Origin of the sequence: Methanospirillum hungatei (assembly GCF_020216685.1) — an archaeon.
GTDB classification, from domain to species: Archaea; Halobacteriota; Methanomicrobia; order Methanomicrobiales; family Methanospirillaceae; genus Methanospirillum; species Methanospirillum hungatei_B.
In genome coordinates, this window is sequence record NZ_JAIWNS010000126.1 from 1 (window position 1) to 15,718 (window position 15,718).

Annotated in this window: 16 protein-coding genes; 12 read left to right on the plus strand and 4 right to left on the minus strand. The window is 38.3% G+C overall.

All coding sequences use genetic code 11. The features are described 5' to 3' along the window. Nucleotides 1-661 precede the first annotated feature (661 nt). From LDL35_RS07975 to LDL35_RS08000, 6 genes are all read left to right on the plus strand, one after another. Nucleotides 662-964, plus strand: coding sequence for a nucleotidyltransferase family protein (locus tag LDL35_RS07975; protein WP_304021380.1), 303 nt, complete (start codon nt 662-664; stop codon nt 962-964). Nucleotides 965-1,073: 109 nt separating this feature from the next. Continuing rightward, nucleotides 1,074-3,974, plus strand: a complete 2,901-nt coding sequence (locus tag LDL35_RS07980) for an McrB family protein (RefSeq protein WP_304021382.1) — start codon at nt 1,074-1,076, stop codon at nt 3,972-3,974. Continuing rightward, on the plus strand, nt 3,964-5,316 hold the full coding sequence (locus LDL35_RS07985) for a hypothetical protein (protein ID WP_304021384.1): 1,353 nt from the start codon (nt 3,964-3,966) through the stop codon (nt 5,314-5,316). The genes LDL35_RS07980 and LDL35_RS07985 overlap by 11 nt, the downstream gene beginning before the upstream one ends. 114 nt (nt 5,317-5,430) lie before the next feature. Beyond that, nucleotides 5,431-6,018: a hypothetical protein gene (locus LDL35_RS07990; RefSeq protein WP_304021386.1), complete on the plus strand. Its 588-nt coding sequence runs from the start codon at nt 5,431-5,433 to the stop codon at nt 6,016-6,018. Then, complete coding sequence (locus LDL35_RS07995) at nt 6,005-6,271, plus strand: hypothetical protein (protein WP_304021390.1); 267 nt, start codon at nt 6,005-6,007, stop codon at nt 6,269-6,271. The genes LDL35_RS07990 and LDL35_RS07995 overlap by 14 nt, the downstream gene beginning before the upstream one ends. A 574-nt stretch (nt 6,272-6,845) precedes the next feature. Beyond that, nucleotides 6,846-7,598, plus strand: a complete 753-nt coding sequence (locus tag LDL35_RS08000; protein WP_304021393.1) for a class I SAM-dependent methyltransferase — start codon at nt 6,846-6,848, stop codon at nt 7,596-7,598. Nucleotides 7,599-7,806: 208 nt separating this feature from the next. Here LDL35_RS08000 and LDL35_RS08005 read toward each other — a convergent pair whose 3' ends face one another. Continuing rightward, nucleotides 7,807-8,049 carry an MTH865 family protein gene (locus LDL35_RS08005; protein ID WP_304021395.1) on the minus strand — a complete coding sequence of 81 codons (243 nt, stop codon included), beginning with the start codon at nt 8,047-8,049 and terminating at the stop codon, nt 7,807-7,809. A 5-nt stretch (nt 8,050-8,054) separates the two neighbouring features. Next, entirely contained in the window at nt 8,055-8,213 is a 159-nt protein-coding gene (locus LDL35_RS08010; RefSeq protein ID WP_304021397.1) for a hypothetical protein, read from the minus strand. Nucleotides 8,214-8,345: 132 nt separating this feature from the next. Here LDL35_RS08010 and LDL35_RS08015 point away from each other — a divergent pair, with 132 nt between their 5' ends. From LDL35_RS08015 to LDL35_RS08025, 3 genes are all read left to right on the plus strand, one after another. After that, nucleotides 8,346-9,110, plus strand: coding sequence for a winged helix-turn-helix domain-containing protein (locus LDL35_RS08015; protein ID WP_304021399.1), 765 nt, complete (start codon nt 8,346-8,348; stop codon nt 9,108-9,110). Between the two features lie 361 nt (nt 9,111-9,471). Next, nucleotides 9,472-10,980 carry a PAS domain S-box protein gene (locus LDL35_RS08020; RefSeq protein ID WP_304021401.1) on the plus strand — a complete coding sequence of 503 codons (1,509 nt, stop codon included), beginning with the start codon at nt 9,472-9,474 and terminating at the stop codon, nt 10,978-10,980. A gap of 227 nt (nt 10,981-11,207) precedes the next feature. Beyond that, nucleotides 11,208-11,615 (plus strand): PEGA domain-containing protein, encoded by a 408-nt coding sequence (locus tag LDL35_RS08025; protein WP_304021403.1) that lies wholly within the window; start codon nt 11,208-11,210, stop codon nt 11,613-11,615. A gap of 209 nt (nt 11,616-11,824) precedes the next feature. Here LDL35_RS08025 and LDL35_RS08030 read toward each other — a convergent pair whose 3' ends face one another. Then, nucleotides 11,825-12,664, minus strand: a complete 840-nt coding sequence (locus tag LDL35_RS08030) for an ABC transporter substrate-binding protein (RefSeq protein WP_304021406.1) — start codon at nt 12,662-12,664, stop codon at nt 11,825-11,827. 157 nt (nt 12,665-12,821) lie between these two features. Here LDL35_RS08030 and LDL35_RS08035 point away from each other — a divergent pair, with 157 nt between their 5' ends. From LDL35_RS08035 to LDL35_RS08045, 3 genes are all read left to right on the plus strand, one after another. Then, nucleotides 12,822-14,252, plus strand: a complete 1,431-nt coding sequence (locus LDL35_RS08035; protein ID WP_304021408.1) for an MFS transporter — start codon at nt 12,822-12,824, stop codon at nt 14,250-14,252. Between the two features lie 275 nt (nt 14,253-14,527). Beyond that, complete coding sequence (locus tag LDL35_RS08040) at nt 14,528-14,659, plus strand: hypothetical protein (protein WP_304021410.1); 132 nt, start codon at nt 14,528-14,530, stop codon at nt 14,657-14,659. A gap of 246 nt (nt 14,660-14,905) precedes the next feature. Then, nucleotides 14,906-15,364 carry a PEGA domain-containing protein gene (locus tag LDL35_RS08045; protein ID WP_304021413.1) on the plus strand — a complete coding sequence of 153 codons (459 nt, stop codon included), beginning with the start codon at nt 14,906-14,908 and terminating at the stop codon, nt 15,362-15,364. A 110-nt stretch (nt 15,365-15,474) separates the two neighbouring features. Here LDL35_RS08045 and LDL35_RS08050 read toward each other — a convergent pair. After that, nucleotides 15,475-15,718, minus strand: a 244-nt coding sequence (locus LDL35_RS08050) for a hypothetical protein (RefSeq protein WP_304021415.1), incomplete at its 5' end; no start/stop codon positions are given.

A 15,718-nucleotide genomic window follows, 5' to 3' on the forward strand; every position in this document is an offset into this window, starting at 1 on the left:
GTTGGGTCAAAGTGATGATTTGAGCTGTGGCTATGGCATACAGTCAAAGTTTTCTCTCTTGAATTTTTATGCCATATTGAAAAAATTCTTCGCGAATACACTCTGCGAGTTTTTTTGGAGTTATAAAATTTTCTGGGTTAGTCATGGTCATTTAGATGAATAATATATCCCTATTTTTTAGATAATAAAACCAGCCTTTGATATGAATTTAATCCTTGATATTTTGTACCGATGGGTATTTAAATAGCCTGCTGATAATAAATTTTTATCTGGATTGAAGGGATATGATATCTTTTTTGGGATAATGTACGGCAGACCTGGTATCAAGCTTTTATGAGGATATTGAAAAAACATATTTGAGTTACACAGATTTTCACTTTTCTGTGGTATCAGACAAAATCACATTATCAATATTTAAATGGTTATAAGTCAAAAGTTTTCATTATCCAAATAATATTTTAATTACATGTCACATGATGCCATACACTTCCCGTTTGTATTGCCTCCGGAAAGGCCAGAAAAGAGACGGAAAACAACATGATTGAAGTAATTTTATTCCATAATAGGGGTCTTATGGATGATAAACCTGCATTGAGATAATCAGAATTATATTCTTCGATAAATTAGTTACAGTATTCAGATTTTCCAGTATGAAGAGGTAATGATGATGACAGAGCGGGATGAAATACTTTCAATTTTAAAACGTGAATCTCATGATTTAAAGAGCCGGTTTGGTGTTTCAAAGCTCGGTCTCTTCGGCTCTGTTGTACGGGATGAAGCCGGAGAGAGGAGTGATATTGATCTTTTTATCGAGTTAGATCCTGAATCGGTAACCTACAGGAAATATCTTGATCTTGAAGTGTATCTCCAGTCATTATTTCCTAGAAAAGTTGAGATCGTCACCACGGATGGTGTATCTCCCTATATTCTCCCTTATATCTCTCAGGAGGTGGTATGGGTTTGAGATCTCACCGTATCGAAATGAAGGCATATACCTTTTCTGGAGAGTAAATGAAAGAAATAAATGAAATAAAATTGTTAGATCTGCTTAAAAATTATTACCACGATGATCTATGGAAATAAAATATCAAACTGCGTTTACAGAAATCGGACGGATATCAAACCTTATTGTCGAATCAAACCTTGATGATAAGCAACTCAGTAGATCATCAGACGCAGAAGAAAACCAGAATAAGTACAACTCAATAGTTAAGCCGGCAATATCAGAGTTTAGAGAAAAATACAACAACCTTTCTCCGAACCAGTTAATTAAAAAAATTCTCGATGAATTCTTACAAGCAAAAAACCTCACTCAATATTTTGACTCACAAGGACATCCATACTATGGCCAAAAAGTAAATCCATATGTCTGGGGTACAATAACGAAAAAAGATCCAACAATAAAAAATCAAAAATTTTCTTACTATCCCCAGTTATACATCACAATTCTACCCTTTGAAGTGCGATTTGGATTAACGTATGGCGATTATGTCGATGAATCTGATCAATCAGTTGAAAAAATTCGTTCTCAACCTCATTTGGCTGAAAAGATAATTCAAATACTATCAGATAACCATAAAATAAAATTTATTTCGACGGAAAAAGGAAATACAAAAAGAAGTTATATTGATTCTCATAAAATTAACAACTCAGCAGATATCATCAAATATTGGACTAATGCATCTGCTTTAATTCAGATAGTTCCAGTTAATGAAATCCCACCAGATATAAAATACGAAATTGATTCTACCTTTAATGCATTATTAGAAATTTTTCTTGAATTATCCGGAGAAAAAATGTCAAATCAACAAATTACTCTTGAACGACTTAAGCCCTATATTGACTATTTTGTGAACAATCGCGATGAAATTGAGAGAAAAAATAAAATCAGGGGTTTTAATACATTAAGAGAACAGCATGACTTTATGAAAAAAGAGATTCCCTATTCATTTTCAGATGAGAATCTATTAAAACTGGATATTGAAACATTTAACCGAATTGTTTCGGGGTTCTTTACAATATATAAATTTAATATACCGAATGAAGATTTTGAACGAAATAGAGCCGGAGAATGTTTATATTCAGAGATAGGATTTGAAGAACTTAAAAAACGGATATATAATTTCCTATATGGAGATGGTTCAATTTACGATCGGTTTATCAGCACAATTTCTTCAACTAAAAACGTTGGTGCAGTTTTTTTATCAGAATTACTTTGTTATCGATTTCCTAATGACTATCCTATTTATAACACGCCATCAAAAAAAGCATTATTCAGCCTTAATTTAATCTCAAGCTCAAAATATGAAGGATCTGGACAAGAATACTTCTCTTATGTCCAGGTGATGAAATTTTTACTAACTACTGTACGTCAAGATAAAAATTTTCATGATGCTGATTTCTGTACTCTTGAAACATTTTTAATGGGAATCAATAGGTATCTTTCTTTAAATCATGCCTATATTGAAGAAAACTCTTCTAATAATGGTTTAATTGATACTCCATTGACAAAACTTCTGAAAAGAAAGGGTCAAATAATTTTATATGGTCCACCGGGAACAGGAAAAACATACCAATTTAAGGATATTAAAAACAACCTAGATAATTCTCCCTTTACATTAAAGACGTATGATTACGAAGATATTGAATTTTACTGGGTTCAAATAAGTAAAAAATCTCAATTTAATTTCTCAACCATTGATTTAAACAAGATCTATACATACAGATGGAATCATGCCTATAACTGGGATATGTATTTTATTGCCATGAAACCTGGTGATATCCTTGCATGTTATGGTTATGATGAACACCGAATCATTGGATTTGCAAAATGCATTGATAAAGGAGAAGATACTTTTCAATATCAGTTTATCACAATTACCTCTGGACCCAGTTATAGTATACTTCGGGATGACACTGAATTTCGTTCAAGTATAATTATTCGAACTAAAGCAAATGCCATAATCAGGCGTATTGAGCCGTTAGATTTTGAAAGAATTGTTGCACTGGCAGGAAAAGATCTGTCACAATTAAATATTACAACCAAAACTACAGAAACAACTATAAAACGAACAGAATTTATCACATTTCATCAATCGTTCAGTTATGAAGAATTTATTGAAGGCCTTCGTCCTCATATAAAAGATGAAGATAAAATATCATATGAGGTACATGAAGGAGTATTCAAACGATTCTGCAGAAATGCCTTTAATGCTTTAGTTTCTTCAGCAAATCTCTCATACCAATGGAACAAAGATTCCGATATCCCTGAATTAATCCCTGAAGAAAAAAGAAAACTCTGCAACCTTGCAGAACAATATCCTTTTTACTTATTTATCGATGAGATAAACAGGGGAGATATCTCAAAAATATTTGGTGAACTCATCACCCTTCTTGAAAAGGATAAACGATTGTGTTCAGATAATGAATTAACAACACGACTTCCTTATTCTCAAACGATGTTTGGAATCCCCCCAAATCTCTATATTATCGGGACCATGAATACTGCTGACAGATCCATCGCTCTTATTGATATTGCTTTACGAAGAAGATTCGGATTTATTGAAATAATGCCGGATTATAAACTCCTCCGAAACACTTTTTCAACACAAAAAAACCCTGATGTAAAGGATGTTTTGGAGATGTCCGTGAACCTTCTTGAAATAATAAATTCCAGAATTATAAAGGAACATGATAGAGATCATCAAATTGGGCATAGTTTCTTTTTGAAGCTTCAGAATTGCAAGGATAGGAATTCAGCTATTGAAGAACTAGCAATAATCTGGTATCATGAAATTATTCCATTACTGCAGGAATACTTCTATGATTCACCGAAAAGTCTGTTTAACGTCATTGGAAGTGATTTTATTGAATATAATAATAAATCCTATACATTAAAAGAAAAATTGTCTTCCGAAGAATTTTTCACGGCATGTCTTAAAATCTGTAAAAATCTGGATTTAGATGAAATATAATCCAATTTCGTTATTTGAATGGGTTGAATACTCCGTTCAGGAAGGTGAAAATGTTGGTGTTGTTGGTACGATTCTAACCTTACCACCCGGTGTTTTTAAATTATTTGATGAGATTGATCCGAAAGAGATCATCTGCAAAAGAAAAAATAATACCTTAAAGCCAAATAGTCTGGCTGGAGTAGTTCGAATCGGGGGAATTTCTTTTCAGTTTCTTCCGAAACTGTTTAAAAATAATTATGAAGAGCATAAATCAATAATCACAAAAAATCTTATTCTAATGCTTTCTTATTGCGATATTCCTTTTAAGGTTTCTGATCTCTCACTATTAGATCATGAAGAACTGGATATGCTTGATTTCTATATCGACATATTTGCTAATAAACTCAACACTCTCCTAGTAAGAAATCAACACCGTCAATATCAAAAAAAGACTGATTATTTAAAGTTTAGTAAAGGTAAATTGAATATTCATTCATCAGTAAATCCCACAAAACTTCATGTAATTCCTTGCATTTTTAGTGAATTTTCATATGACACTCCATTAAATAGGCTATTCAAATATTGTGTAATGCTCATGATGCGACATGTCAAAAGAGTAAAAACAAAAGAACACTTACGGCAAATTCTTTTAATTCTTGAACCTGTATCTTATAAGCCCTTTACTTATAATGAAAGTAAAAAACTGGTATTGGATCGTTTGAGTAGAGCATTTGAACCATTTCTAAAATTTTGTCAAATTTATCTATCTCATAGTACTCTCTCTCTTCAAGCATCACACATTGAATTTTTTTCTCTTCTTGTTCCAATGGAAAAAGTTTTTGAACAATTTATTGCGGGTGTATTTGATAAATACAGAAAAGAATTTTTTTCAGAGAAGGTGTCAGTGAAAACCCAGTATAACAAGGGAAATCTCATAAGCGATCCTGAAAAGGTTGATGGAGAGGGATTGTTCCAATTGAGGCCAGATATTTTCATTAACCATCCCCAAACTCCTGTCATTATTGATACGAAATATAAATTGCTTAATGAAACGGACAATAAAGCAGGTGTTATTGAATCCGATGCGTATCAAATGTGCGCATATGGTGCTAAAGGGAAAGTTACTGCTTTAATGTTATTATATCCGGATACAGGAGATAAGATCTTTAGAAATTGGGAGATACCCTATGAATATACCAAAAAAGGTTTACTTGTCAGGACGATTACTCTTTCACACGATTTATCGTCAATTGACGGATGGAATAAATTCCTAATGGAGCTTTTCTCATATGCTAGAGATCTGCTCAAATATGGTAAAAAGTATCAGATAAATGATCCTTTAGAGATGCACCAAATTGTTTGATATGTCGATTTTTTGAAAAAAAGGAATTAAACTCTTCATTGGATAAATTATGGCAAGCATAACCTCAAAGGATATTAATAATAAAAACTGGATTACTCTGACTGGAGAAAAAATATGACTATTAAGAAGAAAGGAGAAACCATACTTATTCAAAACCGTCACCTTTCTCAGTTAGATCTCTTTGTTTGTCAAGTATTGGATATTCTGACCGAATACACATCATATGTAATCGTAAGTGGCTATGTTGCCATATTATTTGGTAGATCCCGAAGCACAGAAGACGTTGATATTATCATTCCTTTTTGTGATTTCTCAACTTTTGAGAACATTCATGATATATTAATCATGGAGGGATACGAATTTTTAAACGCTGAGGATGCCGATGGGCTCTACTCAATATTACTATCAGGATCAGCAATACGTCTCTGTGAAATGAACCGTTTTATTCCAAATATCGAAATAAAATTTATTAAGAACGAATCCGATGAGTATTCTTTCACGAACCGGGTTAAATTGGTAGTAGATGGGAAAACCTTCTGGATTAGTCCTATTGAGATACAGATTGCGTATAAATTTTGGCTCGGGAGTGAGAAGGATGTTGAAGATGCGATTTTCATCAGGGAAGTATGTAAAGATTTTATCGACGAAGATCTCATAAAAGAATTTTGTCTATCCTTTGGAGTTGATTATGAAACCTCCTGATCCTGAATTCCGGGAAAGAAACCGAAAGGAACGGTTATGGTTTGTAAAAAAACAGGCTGAGTGGGTGCGTTCGGTCCCGAATGAAGTCTGGAGTGAACAACAATGCAACCTGATAAATGCCTTGTATGCACATAATGACCAGTTTCCACTGACGAAAGAACAATACCTGGATATGATAGAGACGGCACGGGCACTCTCCAGGAGAAGGAAGGGATCTCCACCGCTCCCGAAGAGATTTCGGCGTATGGAATAATTTTGGCTCATCATCGCTTCAATTGGGTAAGTCAGATTTTTGTTAACAAAATCTCAAGTAGATATCCATTGATCAAATCTCACCATTCCGGTATCCTCTTATACAAGCAGAGGGCGCCGAATAGGAAGAATGAATATTTATTTCAGATGACAATGGCCCGCTCAGGTTATCCGTGGGGAAATTATAAATTCGTATACATTGATAATTATTTACTGCCCCTGCCCTGATCGTCGTGCCTCTAAGCTGGATGATTGAGCGGGGGTATTCTTTTCGTAATCGTGCTCTATATTGTATAGTCCTCTCCATGGTGGTTTTCGTTTTTTTTCAGGATGATCTCTTTCAGTTCATATTCGCTCGTTCATCAATGTTTTTTGACAGGAGAAAATGAGCAGTTTTGTCTACGATATGCTATTCCCAGTGGTGTAATGGATTATTCTGATCCTATTATCTTATCAGGTTACGGCCAGTCTCCATTCATATCAGAATAACTGAATACAAACCGCTCTAGAGAAAACAAACGTTACTCAGCCGAACCGAACCGAAACTACTTAAAATATTAAGATTTAAAAAAAATATGGGCAACAGTTCTGTTTTTAGGATTTTTGAATCTCTCCCCAGACTGGGTGGGGGCGATGATGAGCACACCAAAAAGGCATATTCACGTATCACAGACCTCCCTCCAGGAGGTGGTGAGATTCTTGATGTCGGGTGCGGGAAGGGAGCACAGACGATGGCCCTTGCCCGCCTGTGCCCGTCCTGTAGGATACGAGCGGTAGATATCCATCAGCCGTATCTCGATGGATTGGAAGAAAAAATAATTGCCGAGGGTTTTTCAGGAAGGATCAAAACGGTCTGTGCATCTATGGATGATCTTCCCTTTGAAGAGGAATCTTTCGATATAATCTGGGCTGAAGGATGTGCCTCTATCATCGGAATCGAACAAGCAGTCAGGTACTGGAAAGCATTCCTGAAACGTGGTGGATATATCATGATCTCGGATATATTCTGGTTTATAAAGACCCCTTCCGAAGAGGCACGGGAATTTTTCGCCGAATACCATCCCATCATGATGACCGAAGAAGAAGGAATATCGATCATCCGAAATGCCGGACTTGAACTGGTTGGTTCCTTCCGGCTCCCTTCACGAGTATGGGAAGAAAGTTTCTACGGACAATTGAGGGAGAGGTTTGGAGGACTTGAAGAGGAATTTGCAGATGATAAGGATGCTCTGATGGTGATTGATGGATTGAAAAGGCAAACCGACATCTTTGACAGATACTCATCAGAGTTTGGAAATACGTACCTGATAATGAGAACCCCCTTGTGAATAATACTCCTCTCTGATTTTTTCGATTGGACCCTTAAAATTCTAAAATTTATCCGATTCTTATTCGCTCGGATTTCCACTGATCATCAAAGATAAGGTGAGATGTAATAATACCGCCTCTTCATCAGTTTTAATAAGTTGATGAAACGTGAGTAAAAATCTTTTAGATTTTTCCAAAAAAATAAAAAAACATGGAGGAAATTCGATCTTATAATCCTGCACGCTCAACAATAATGTCTGCTACCTGTTTTGCACTGGTAAAGGGGAAATCAGTGGCATTTAGGAGTTTTCCTGCTTCTCCGGCGGTCATCTTCAGATCTCCCACCTGACAGGTGGTATCCGCCCCTGCAGGAAACGCAGCTAGTAATGCTTCAGGGGTGTCTATAGGAAAGGAGGCGTTTGCAAGTGCTCCTGAAATCTGTGCATGGATCTGGTCTTTTACTGTTGTCATTCTTCTCACTCCTCAATCATGCATGCAATTTCCTGGGCAGCATGAGCAATTGGGTAGTCATTGCTGTGGATCTGGCATCCGAAGCAGGCAGACATGGTTTTATCCAGAGATTCCTGTGCTTTTTCTGCAGGGACTTCTGTACCGGTACATTTCCATGTAGGCATCTGTCTCACCCATACTACATCATCCGTTGAATAAATATACTTGAGCGTCATTAAAATAACTCATGCAGATTGAGGTACATTTTACTAACTCGAAAAGTTATCTCCTCATCAGTCTAACAGAAAGGTACAGGTATGGAAAATCCATCTGAAACTCATCCTCCTCTTGATTCGATTAAACAGGAGATTCATTCACTCCGTGAAGAACTTCACCGGTTTATTGAACGGACAAATCAGATTCATGTAAACTCCATTATTTCAGATATCAGGAATGAATACTCCGGATTACTGGCACATCATCAGGTTGAACGAGCAGGAGACTGTCTTTCTCATGCCATGGTTCATGAATGCACGATGCATGACACCTGTTTTCAGGTTTTTCTTGATTTTCTCACTACCACTTCACAGCATATCAAAAATGGTGAAATTACCGAAGAAATGGTTCAATCCTATGAAAACCAGATTGCTGAGCTGAAAAAGAAAGGCCCATTTGATAAATGTGATATCTGTTTTACCGAAGTATTTCGGTTATTCAATAAACAAGTGGATCTTATGAGATCCCTTGGGATCCTGGATAGAAAAGACAATGAAACTTCACTGGTCCAGATCTCTGATGAGGAGATCGTTACACAGATGATAGAACCATTCTCAAGTCCTACCCGGTTTCAGATAATTCAGGCGGTTTCAAAAGAGACCAAAACATTCTCAGAACTCTCTCATCTGACCAGACTCAGGGGTGGAAATTTATTATTTCATTTAAGAAAATTACTAGAAGCCGGTATGATCATTCAGAGGCATGAACGAGGGGATTATATTATAACCGAAAAAGGATTCCGGATACTCACATCATTCCTTGATACGTACAACTCAGTCAAAAGGATGGATGAACGGGAACAGTAAAGATTTCATCAGATTATAATCCCTGTCCATCAGACTGATTTTCCATGTCTTAAATCTCGGGTATTGACTTTGATAAATATCCCTGGAATGCCTGATTTTTAAATCAAGTCTTTGATATGGGTTTTGTTTCCCTCTGAAATACTTTCTTCAGAAAGAAGAGTCATACAACTGGTCAATCCTGGATTGATACAATGGATGAGAGTGAGGAACTATACGATTCTCGTTCGTCATAGTAGGACTGATCAGGTCGGGAATGTATGAGGAAGAGGGACTTAGATCAAAGTACGTTTCTCAACAGATTCAATTAATAATTAAACATTAACACAAAAATTATCGTGTCAAAGATTATTATCCCACTCATATGGCAGAGGATACCGATGTTCCAGGTCTGGTCCTCAAAAGCCTGAAGTTAAATCCCCGGGGACTGACCATAACCGATCTCGCGAAAAAACTTCATAAGGACCGTAATAGTATCGCCCGATGTCTGAATATTCTCAAAGCTGAAGGAAGGGTTGAATCAAAAACAATAGGTTCAGCCCACGTCTACTGGATATCACAACGAATTCCCTTATCTGCTTTTTTGTGTTTTACCAGAAATATGATCCTTATCGTGGATGAAAATCTCAATATCGTCCAGGCAAATGAGCATTTCATACGGTTTTGTAATATGAAGAAAGAAGACCTCATCGGACGGCATATCATTGAGGATGCGATACCGGTAGTCTCATCTCCAGAATCCGTTGCGACGATTACCTCACCGAAAGGAGATCATGTCATGACTGAGATCCGCTACTCCACCGATAAGAAAGATCTCTTTTTTAAAATGGAGGTTATTCAAACAATATTTGACGAAGGTGATACCGGTCTTACTCTCATTCTTGAGGATATTACAGATACGAAAAAATACCTGAAAAATATAGAATTTCTAGCTCATACTGCCATGGAACTTGTTGATCTGCCATCCGACGCGAATATTTATGAGTATATTGCCGACAGGGTGTCAGAACTCCTTCCAAAACCCCCCCGGACCTGGGTTGTTTCGTATGATCCAATTAGAAATGGGTATATGATAGAGTCAATCCGTGATACATCATTTTTCGAGTGCTCAAAACAGCTCAATAATGGAAATGATGTGTCTGGTCTTGTTTTTCCCATTCAGAAATATATGAGTAAGCCTCCTTATTATGAGACCGTTGAAACGATGAAGATCATGAGGGAATTTCCATTTCGCCCCTTTTTTCCCTACGAACCGGTTCAATTTTATGATATCTGTAATGAGGTATTTTCAAGGGAAGCCTGTGAAGCCTTTATCGTGCAGCAATCTATAGGGAAGATGTGTATCGCTGGTCTGGCCTGGCAAAACAAGCTCTTTGGATTTGTAGGAATGTGTCTTCATCCAGGTGAAGAGCTGGAAAATCATATGGTTATTGAGTCATTTATTCGTCAGGCCTCGATTGCGATCGCCAGAAGACGTACGCAGGACTGTCTGAACCAGAGTGAATCACGATTTCTTGATGTTATGGGATATATGGGCAATCCGGTTCTCATTACAGACTATGCCGGAGGAGTCAGATACCTCAATCCTTCGTTTACCTCTGAATTTGGATATACACTCGATGATATTCCTGAATGGAATACCTGGGTCCGGAATTCTTGTCCCGATAATAAAAGCAGGGAGCTATTGATGCAAATGTATGAGCGATTACCTGAATCGGCCTCTCCGGGGTTCATGTGTTCAGTTCAGTGTAAAGATTACTCTTTAAAACGTGTTCATATCCGATGTGTTGCATCTCCTGATGGCATGAGGACGGTAATTTTTAGAAATAGTTCTGATATCTCTCCACCGTCGGGTTTGGCTTCGTCCGTATAGATCGGAATAGAATGAGAATATGGCTCAAAGAAAAGGATGTTTCCTCATTCACGATATTATCATAGCAAGGTTATGAGTACTAGATCCTGAAGTATGAGAATGATTACATCAGTCTGAAAATGATTATAAAGATGAGGAATACCTTTTTCAAGCTCACTCAAGATACACCAGAAAGTTCATACTCCCCTGAATTATCAAGAAACCTTATCATCAACCGGGGAAAATGTATGGTGCATCATATGATCAAGTTTAGTATTGGAATGTTCGGACTCATGTTTATCATGGGTTGTCTGGTATCTGTTGTAACAGCCGATTATGATTATAACGATTACTATGGAACCTGGGGAACAAAGTTAAAAACTGACTTTACTTTAGATTCCACTGTGAATACCGAGCGTGTATATAATCCGAATACCGGGTTTAGTATTACCAGCACACCACCAGGAGCAGAGATCTTTGTCAATGGCGAAAGTGCAGGTATTACCCGTTCATTAAAGGCAAAGGAAGTAAAAGGACTTATTCCAGGGGAATATAATGTTACCATAAGTTTTCCGGGATATAAGGACTATGCTGGTAACTATACGGTAAATGAGGGTGAGATTAAAAGTATTGAAGCTGTTCTTTCAAAGTTGTAAGGGCTGCTTTTATTCTCTGACTACCACATTTTCACCCATTTTTCTTATAGTTCTCATGTATTTTGAGTAAATTCCTGAATCGGATGGGAAAAAATGATACTGTCTCATGATTCCATCCCTCCTGTAGGATCTTCTCAATTATTGTTTCCCGGGTTTTCGTTGGATGAAGTTCTAATCTTTCATCATATATCGATTGAATGAGAGTGCTCTCAGGGTGTACACCTGACCCATGAACAGATGTAGGGCATATACCGGTTTTGAATCCGATCATATGTCCCATCATCTTTCATCCCGTCAAGCGTCTCCTGCCAGGATTTAATAACCGAATCAGGTGTTTTCCTATTAAAACCAATATAAACCCTTTGTAATGGGACATTTCCTTCGATGATCTGAAATTCAGGCATATTCTGCCAGATGGACCGTTTCACATTCTGAGCGTAGATATCTTTCGTCCCCAACCAAAAATCCGCCTTTTTTTCTGCTAATGCATGAATACAGGCAGCATCGGAATCAAGCGAAAGAATATTGTCAAACCCCTGGGCAGTAAGATACCACTCCCTGGCATCATTACTCACTACAGCAATCTTCCCACAATGCTTGAATGATTCAAGTGAGGTATTGTTAAGCTGATTATCCGACCTGGAAAAGAAGGAATACTCAAGATCCGCAATCGGTCCTACCCATTTGAACATTGACTCACGCTCATGAGTCATAATTATCGAATAGATCGCTGTATTGGGGGTCGTAATGACCGTTCGGTATCCCTCTGCCCAAGGCACCATATGAATGGGATATTTGACACCAAGTCGACGCATGATCTCTTTTACGATCTCAGTCGAGCGGCCTGAAAGTTGTCCATGTTCATTAATATAGTTAAAAGGGGGCTGTTCCTCGGTATATAGTACAAGCGAATCTGAATCATCCAAACTCTGGTTAAGTGTCAGGTTATCTGTCTTATACTCCGTATCTGTTATGATACAACCACTCATCATGGCAAAAATCATGAGGAGAATACAGACGATGCTTTCCACGCCCCCCCGGCTCTTCATATCATAGTGTACTACATACCATACGATAAGCAATCCTACTCATAGTATCCTCAACCGTACCTGTATACCCGTATACTCATTCGAGGAGGTCAGGGGAGGTACATAATATATCAGGAACACACACCGTCATGAGATGAACGGGCAGGAGGGTACATGCATGCATACCTCATTCTCCCATATCAGGGACAGACTCATCATCGCTGTCATCACGTTGAGATTTATCATGGGTGGGATTGACAGTTCCATCCTGCCTCTTGGTATATCGTCAATTGCATGGGATTTTGGAGGTGATTATGCCTCATTCCTCTTCCTTATTGAAGGGGTCATATTTGCAAGTGCCCTCATCTTCTCCGGCCGTCTTGGGGATCAGGTAGGTTTAAAACAGGTATTCCTTGCAGGAGTACTGCTCTTTACCGCCGGATCTCTGGTATCAGCCTTTGCACCCGGTATTGAATGGCTGATGATAGTAAAAGCCTTCTCCTCTCTTGGCCTGACCATAAGCCTTGCAGTATCTGTCCCCATCCTTATGGTGTTTATCAGAAAAGAGCATCAGGGACGGGCCATCGGCTATACCGTCATGGGAACGAGTATCGGCACGATCATCGGCCCGGTTATCTGCGGACTTATCCTCCAGTCTTTTGGATGGAGATCCATGTACTTCCTTCTTCTTCCCTTTGGTCTTATCATACTGATCGCAGGAATATATAGCATTCCACAAGGGCCTTGCAGAACAATCCGTATATCCTATGATCTTCCTGGTTTTTTTCTGATATTCCTGACGCTCGGAGTCTTCTGTATTGGAATGAACCTGGGTCTCATAGAACAAAATCCCCTCATCTTTGCACAAGGACTCATAATCACAATCCTGGCCGGAGCAGGGTTCATCCTTTGGGAGCGGAGGGCAGAAGAACCACTCCTTGATCTCTCTTTTGTCTTTCAAAAAAAGGTCATCATCCCCCTGATCATTGCCTTTAGTATCTATGCAGTATACCGGATATCAAACTACTTTATCCCAATATACCTCTCAGAGATTCAAAAGATACCTCCCGTTATGATAGGACTCATCACCAGTATTGGTGCAGTCATTCCTGCAATTATAAGTCCTCTCTGTGGGATCTATATCGAGAGGAAAGGCATATTCGGAACAGTACAGCTCATTATCCTCTCCGCTGTATCTGGTATTTTATCAAGCCTGTGCATGATCATCATACCCTGGACCGGTTGGTTATGTGGTGTATATATCTCATTATTCTTTCTTGGTCTGATGTTTGCTCTGGGATGGACTGCTGCATACAGTTATTACTATGCCCATATAACTCTGGATAAGGCCGGGGTTGCGGGAGGTATCTTTGAAACCATTGCAGAACTGGCAGGTTTACTCTCGATATCCATGGTTCAGATCTCTTTTGCTGCAGGTGTCCTCATCTCAACCGGAGGGACCATCTCTGCCCGTGATATCATCTGGGAATCAATCCCCGGAGTGCAGACAATATACCTCGTAAGTCTGCTCGTCTGTATCCTGATCCTTCTGCTTGGTATGAACGCCAAAAGACGGAACAGAACCGGCCTGGACCAGAACGGTGTGTAATTTCGTATATCATGAAATCTTATTTTCGCAGGAAGAGAATGTGTGTTCCATCATATATCACCGGACAGAATATGAGTATGTGGGCTCCTGGTCGTCATGGGTTGACTGGTTTTGATGACCAGCGGCCAGGTTGTATGATTATGATGAGTACTATGGGTCATGGGAAAAAACGACTGATTTTACCAAGGATTCAAAGCTTCATACTAAGTCACCCTCTGATCCAAACACCGGGTTGAACATCATCAGTCTTCCTCCTGAAGCAGAGATATCTGTCAATGGCGAGAAGAAGGGGACTTACCCGTTCAGTAACACCAAATGAACTCAAGGGCCTGATTCCAGGAGATAATGTCATTATCACGTTTCAAGGAATTGAGGAGTATGCTGTGAATATTCTATTCTTCCTGTAGGGTCTTCTCACTAATTATGTTTCCCGGTTTTTCGTGAAATGAAGTGCTAATCTTTCATCATATATCTTTTCAGAGCTTCTCCAGTGTCTCTCTGTCTGAAACCGGGAGTTACACTTTTTATTGAAAGATGGGTAACTCTCAAATACTATTGAGTCCTGAATACATTCATATCAACAATTGATGTTGGTGAAGGAAATGATCAAATATGGCATGTGTGTACTTTTCTTTATCATCATAGCAGGATCTTTGGTTTCTGCTGCTTCTGATGATGAAGACGGAATTGACTGGTTCAAATATTATCTTGATCACTATCTTGGATATGGATCACCATGGTATTATACCGGTCTTCATGCTCCAACGTTTGATTATTCTGATATGTTCAAGACACCAACAATTTCTAATATTCAGGATTTACTCAAACCCTCTGGTTCGGATACCAATATTGGACAATCGAATTACTATCAAAACACCGGATTTTTGATTACAAGTTCTCCCCCCGGAGCGGATGTGTATGTGAATGGTGAATTTAAAGGGAAAACAAGGACGTTGAATTCATTGAAAGTATTTGGTCTGGAGTTTGGGACTTATGAACTGGTCATCAGATATCCGGGGTATTCTGATTATAACCGATCCTTCACCCTGTTCCATAATGAGGTGCTGAGCATAAAGGCGGTTTTAAAGCCTCTTGAAAAAACGACCGGGTGAAGATTTTTCTGGCCGGAATTGAGTGGGGGCTTTTTAGATACGTTTGATTCGTGGATGAGGAAGACAAAAAGATTAACCCGGTATCAGGTGACCGGGTTTTTCATGACAAATCAGACTTTTTTAAGAGGCATTTTATACATGACTGCGTTCGGGTATTGAGCAGAAATAGTATCCCATATTTTTACTGCTCTGTTATAATATGCTGTAGCCCAATTATATGCACCTGTACCGTCAATGACTGGTGAATCTTTCTCCCAATCTTTTTCATAGGTATTATAGAGATCCATAACGCTGAGCGTGTATGAAATAAATGTCATGATATTTTCTGCTTCAGCATGTCGTTCCTGACTTACT

Bases quoted from the DNA above. Each gene is read 5' to 3' on its own strand.
- LDL35_RS08015 (WP_304021399.1), top strand. From the start codon at position 8,346: ATGGAAAATCCATCTGAAACTCATCCTCCTCTTGATTCGATTAAACAG.
- LDL35_RS08000 (WP_304021393.1), top strand. From the start codon at position 6,846: ATGGGCAACAGTTCTGTTTTTAGGATTTTTGAATCTCTCCCCAGACTG.
- LDL35_RS08005 (WP_304021395.1), bottom strand. From the start codon at position 8,049: ATGACAACAGTAAAAGACCAGATCCATGCACAGATTTCAGGAGCACTT.
- LDL35_RS08040 (WP_304021410.1), top strand. From the start codon at position 14,528: ATGGCGAGAAGAAGGGGACTTACCCGTTCAGTAACACCAAATGAACTC.
- LDL35_RS08030 (WP_304021406.1), bottom strand. From the start codon at position 12,664: ATGAAGAGCCGGGGGGGCGTGGAAAGCATCGTCTGTATTCTCCTCATG.
- LDL35_RS07980 (WP_304021382.1), top strand. From the start codon at position 1,074: ATGGAAATAAAATATCAAACTGCGTTTACAGAAATCGGACGGATATCA.
- LDL35_RS07995 (WP_304021390.1), top strand. From the start codon at position 6,005: ATGAAACCTCCTGATCCTGAATTCCGGGAAAGAAACCGAAAGGAACGG.
- LDL35_RS07975 (WP_304021380.1), top strand. From the start codon at position 662: ATGATGATGACAGAGCGGGATGAAATACTTTCAATTTTAAAACGTGAA.
- LDL35_RS08035 (WP_304021408.1), top strand. From the start codon at position 12,822: ATGCATACCTCATTCTCCCATATCAGGGACAGACTCATCATCGCTGTC.
- LDL35_RS07990 (WP_304021386.1), top strand. From the start codon at position 5,431: ATGACTATTAAGAAGAAAGGAGAAACCATACTTATTCAAAACCGTCAC.
- LDL35_RS08025 (WP_304021403.1), top strand. From the start codon at position 11,208: ATGGTGCATCATATGATCAAGTTTAGTATTGGAATGTTCGGACTCATG.
- LDL35_RS07985 (WP_304021384.1), top strand. From the start codon at position 3,964: ATGAAATATAATCCAATTTCGTTATTTGAATGGGTTGAATACTCCGTT.
- LDL35_RS08020 (WP_304021401.1), top strand. From the start codon at position 9,472: ATGGCAGAGGATACCGATGTTCCAGGTCTGGTCCTCAAAAGCCTGAAG.
- LDL35_RS08010 (WP_304021397.1), bottom strand. From the start codon at position 8,213: ATGCCTACATGGAAATGTACCGGTACAGAAGTCCCTGCAGAAAAAGCA.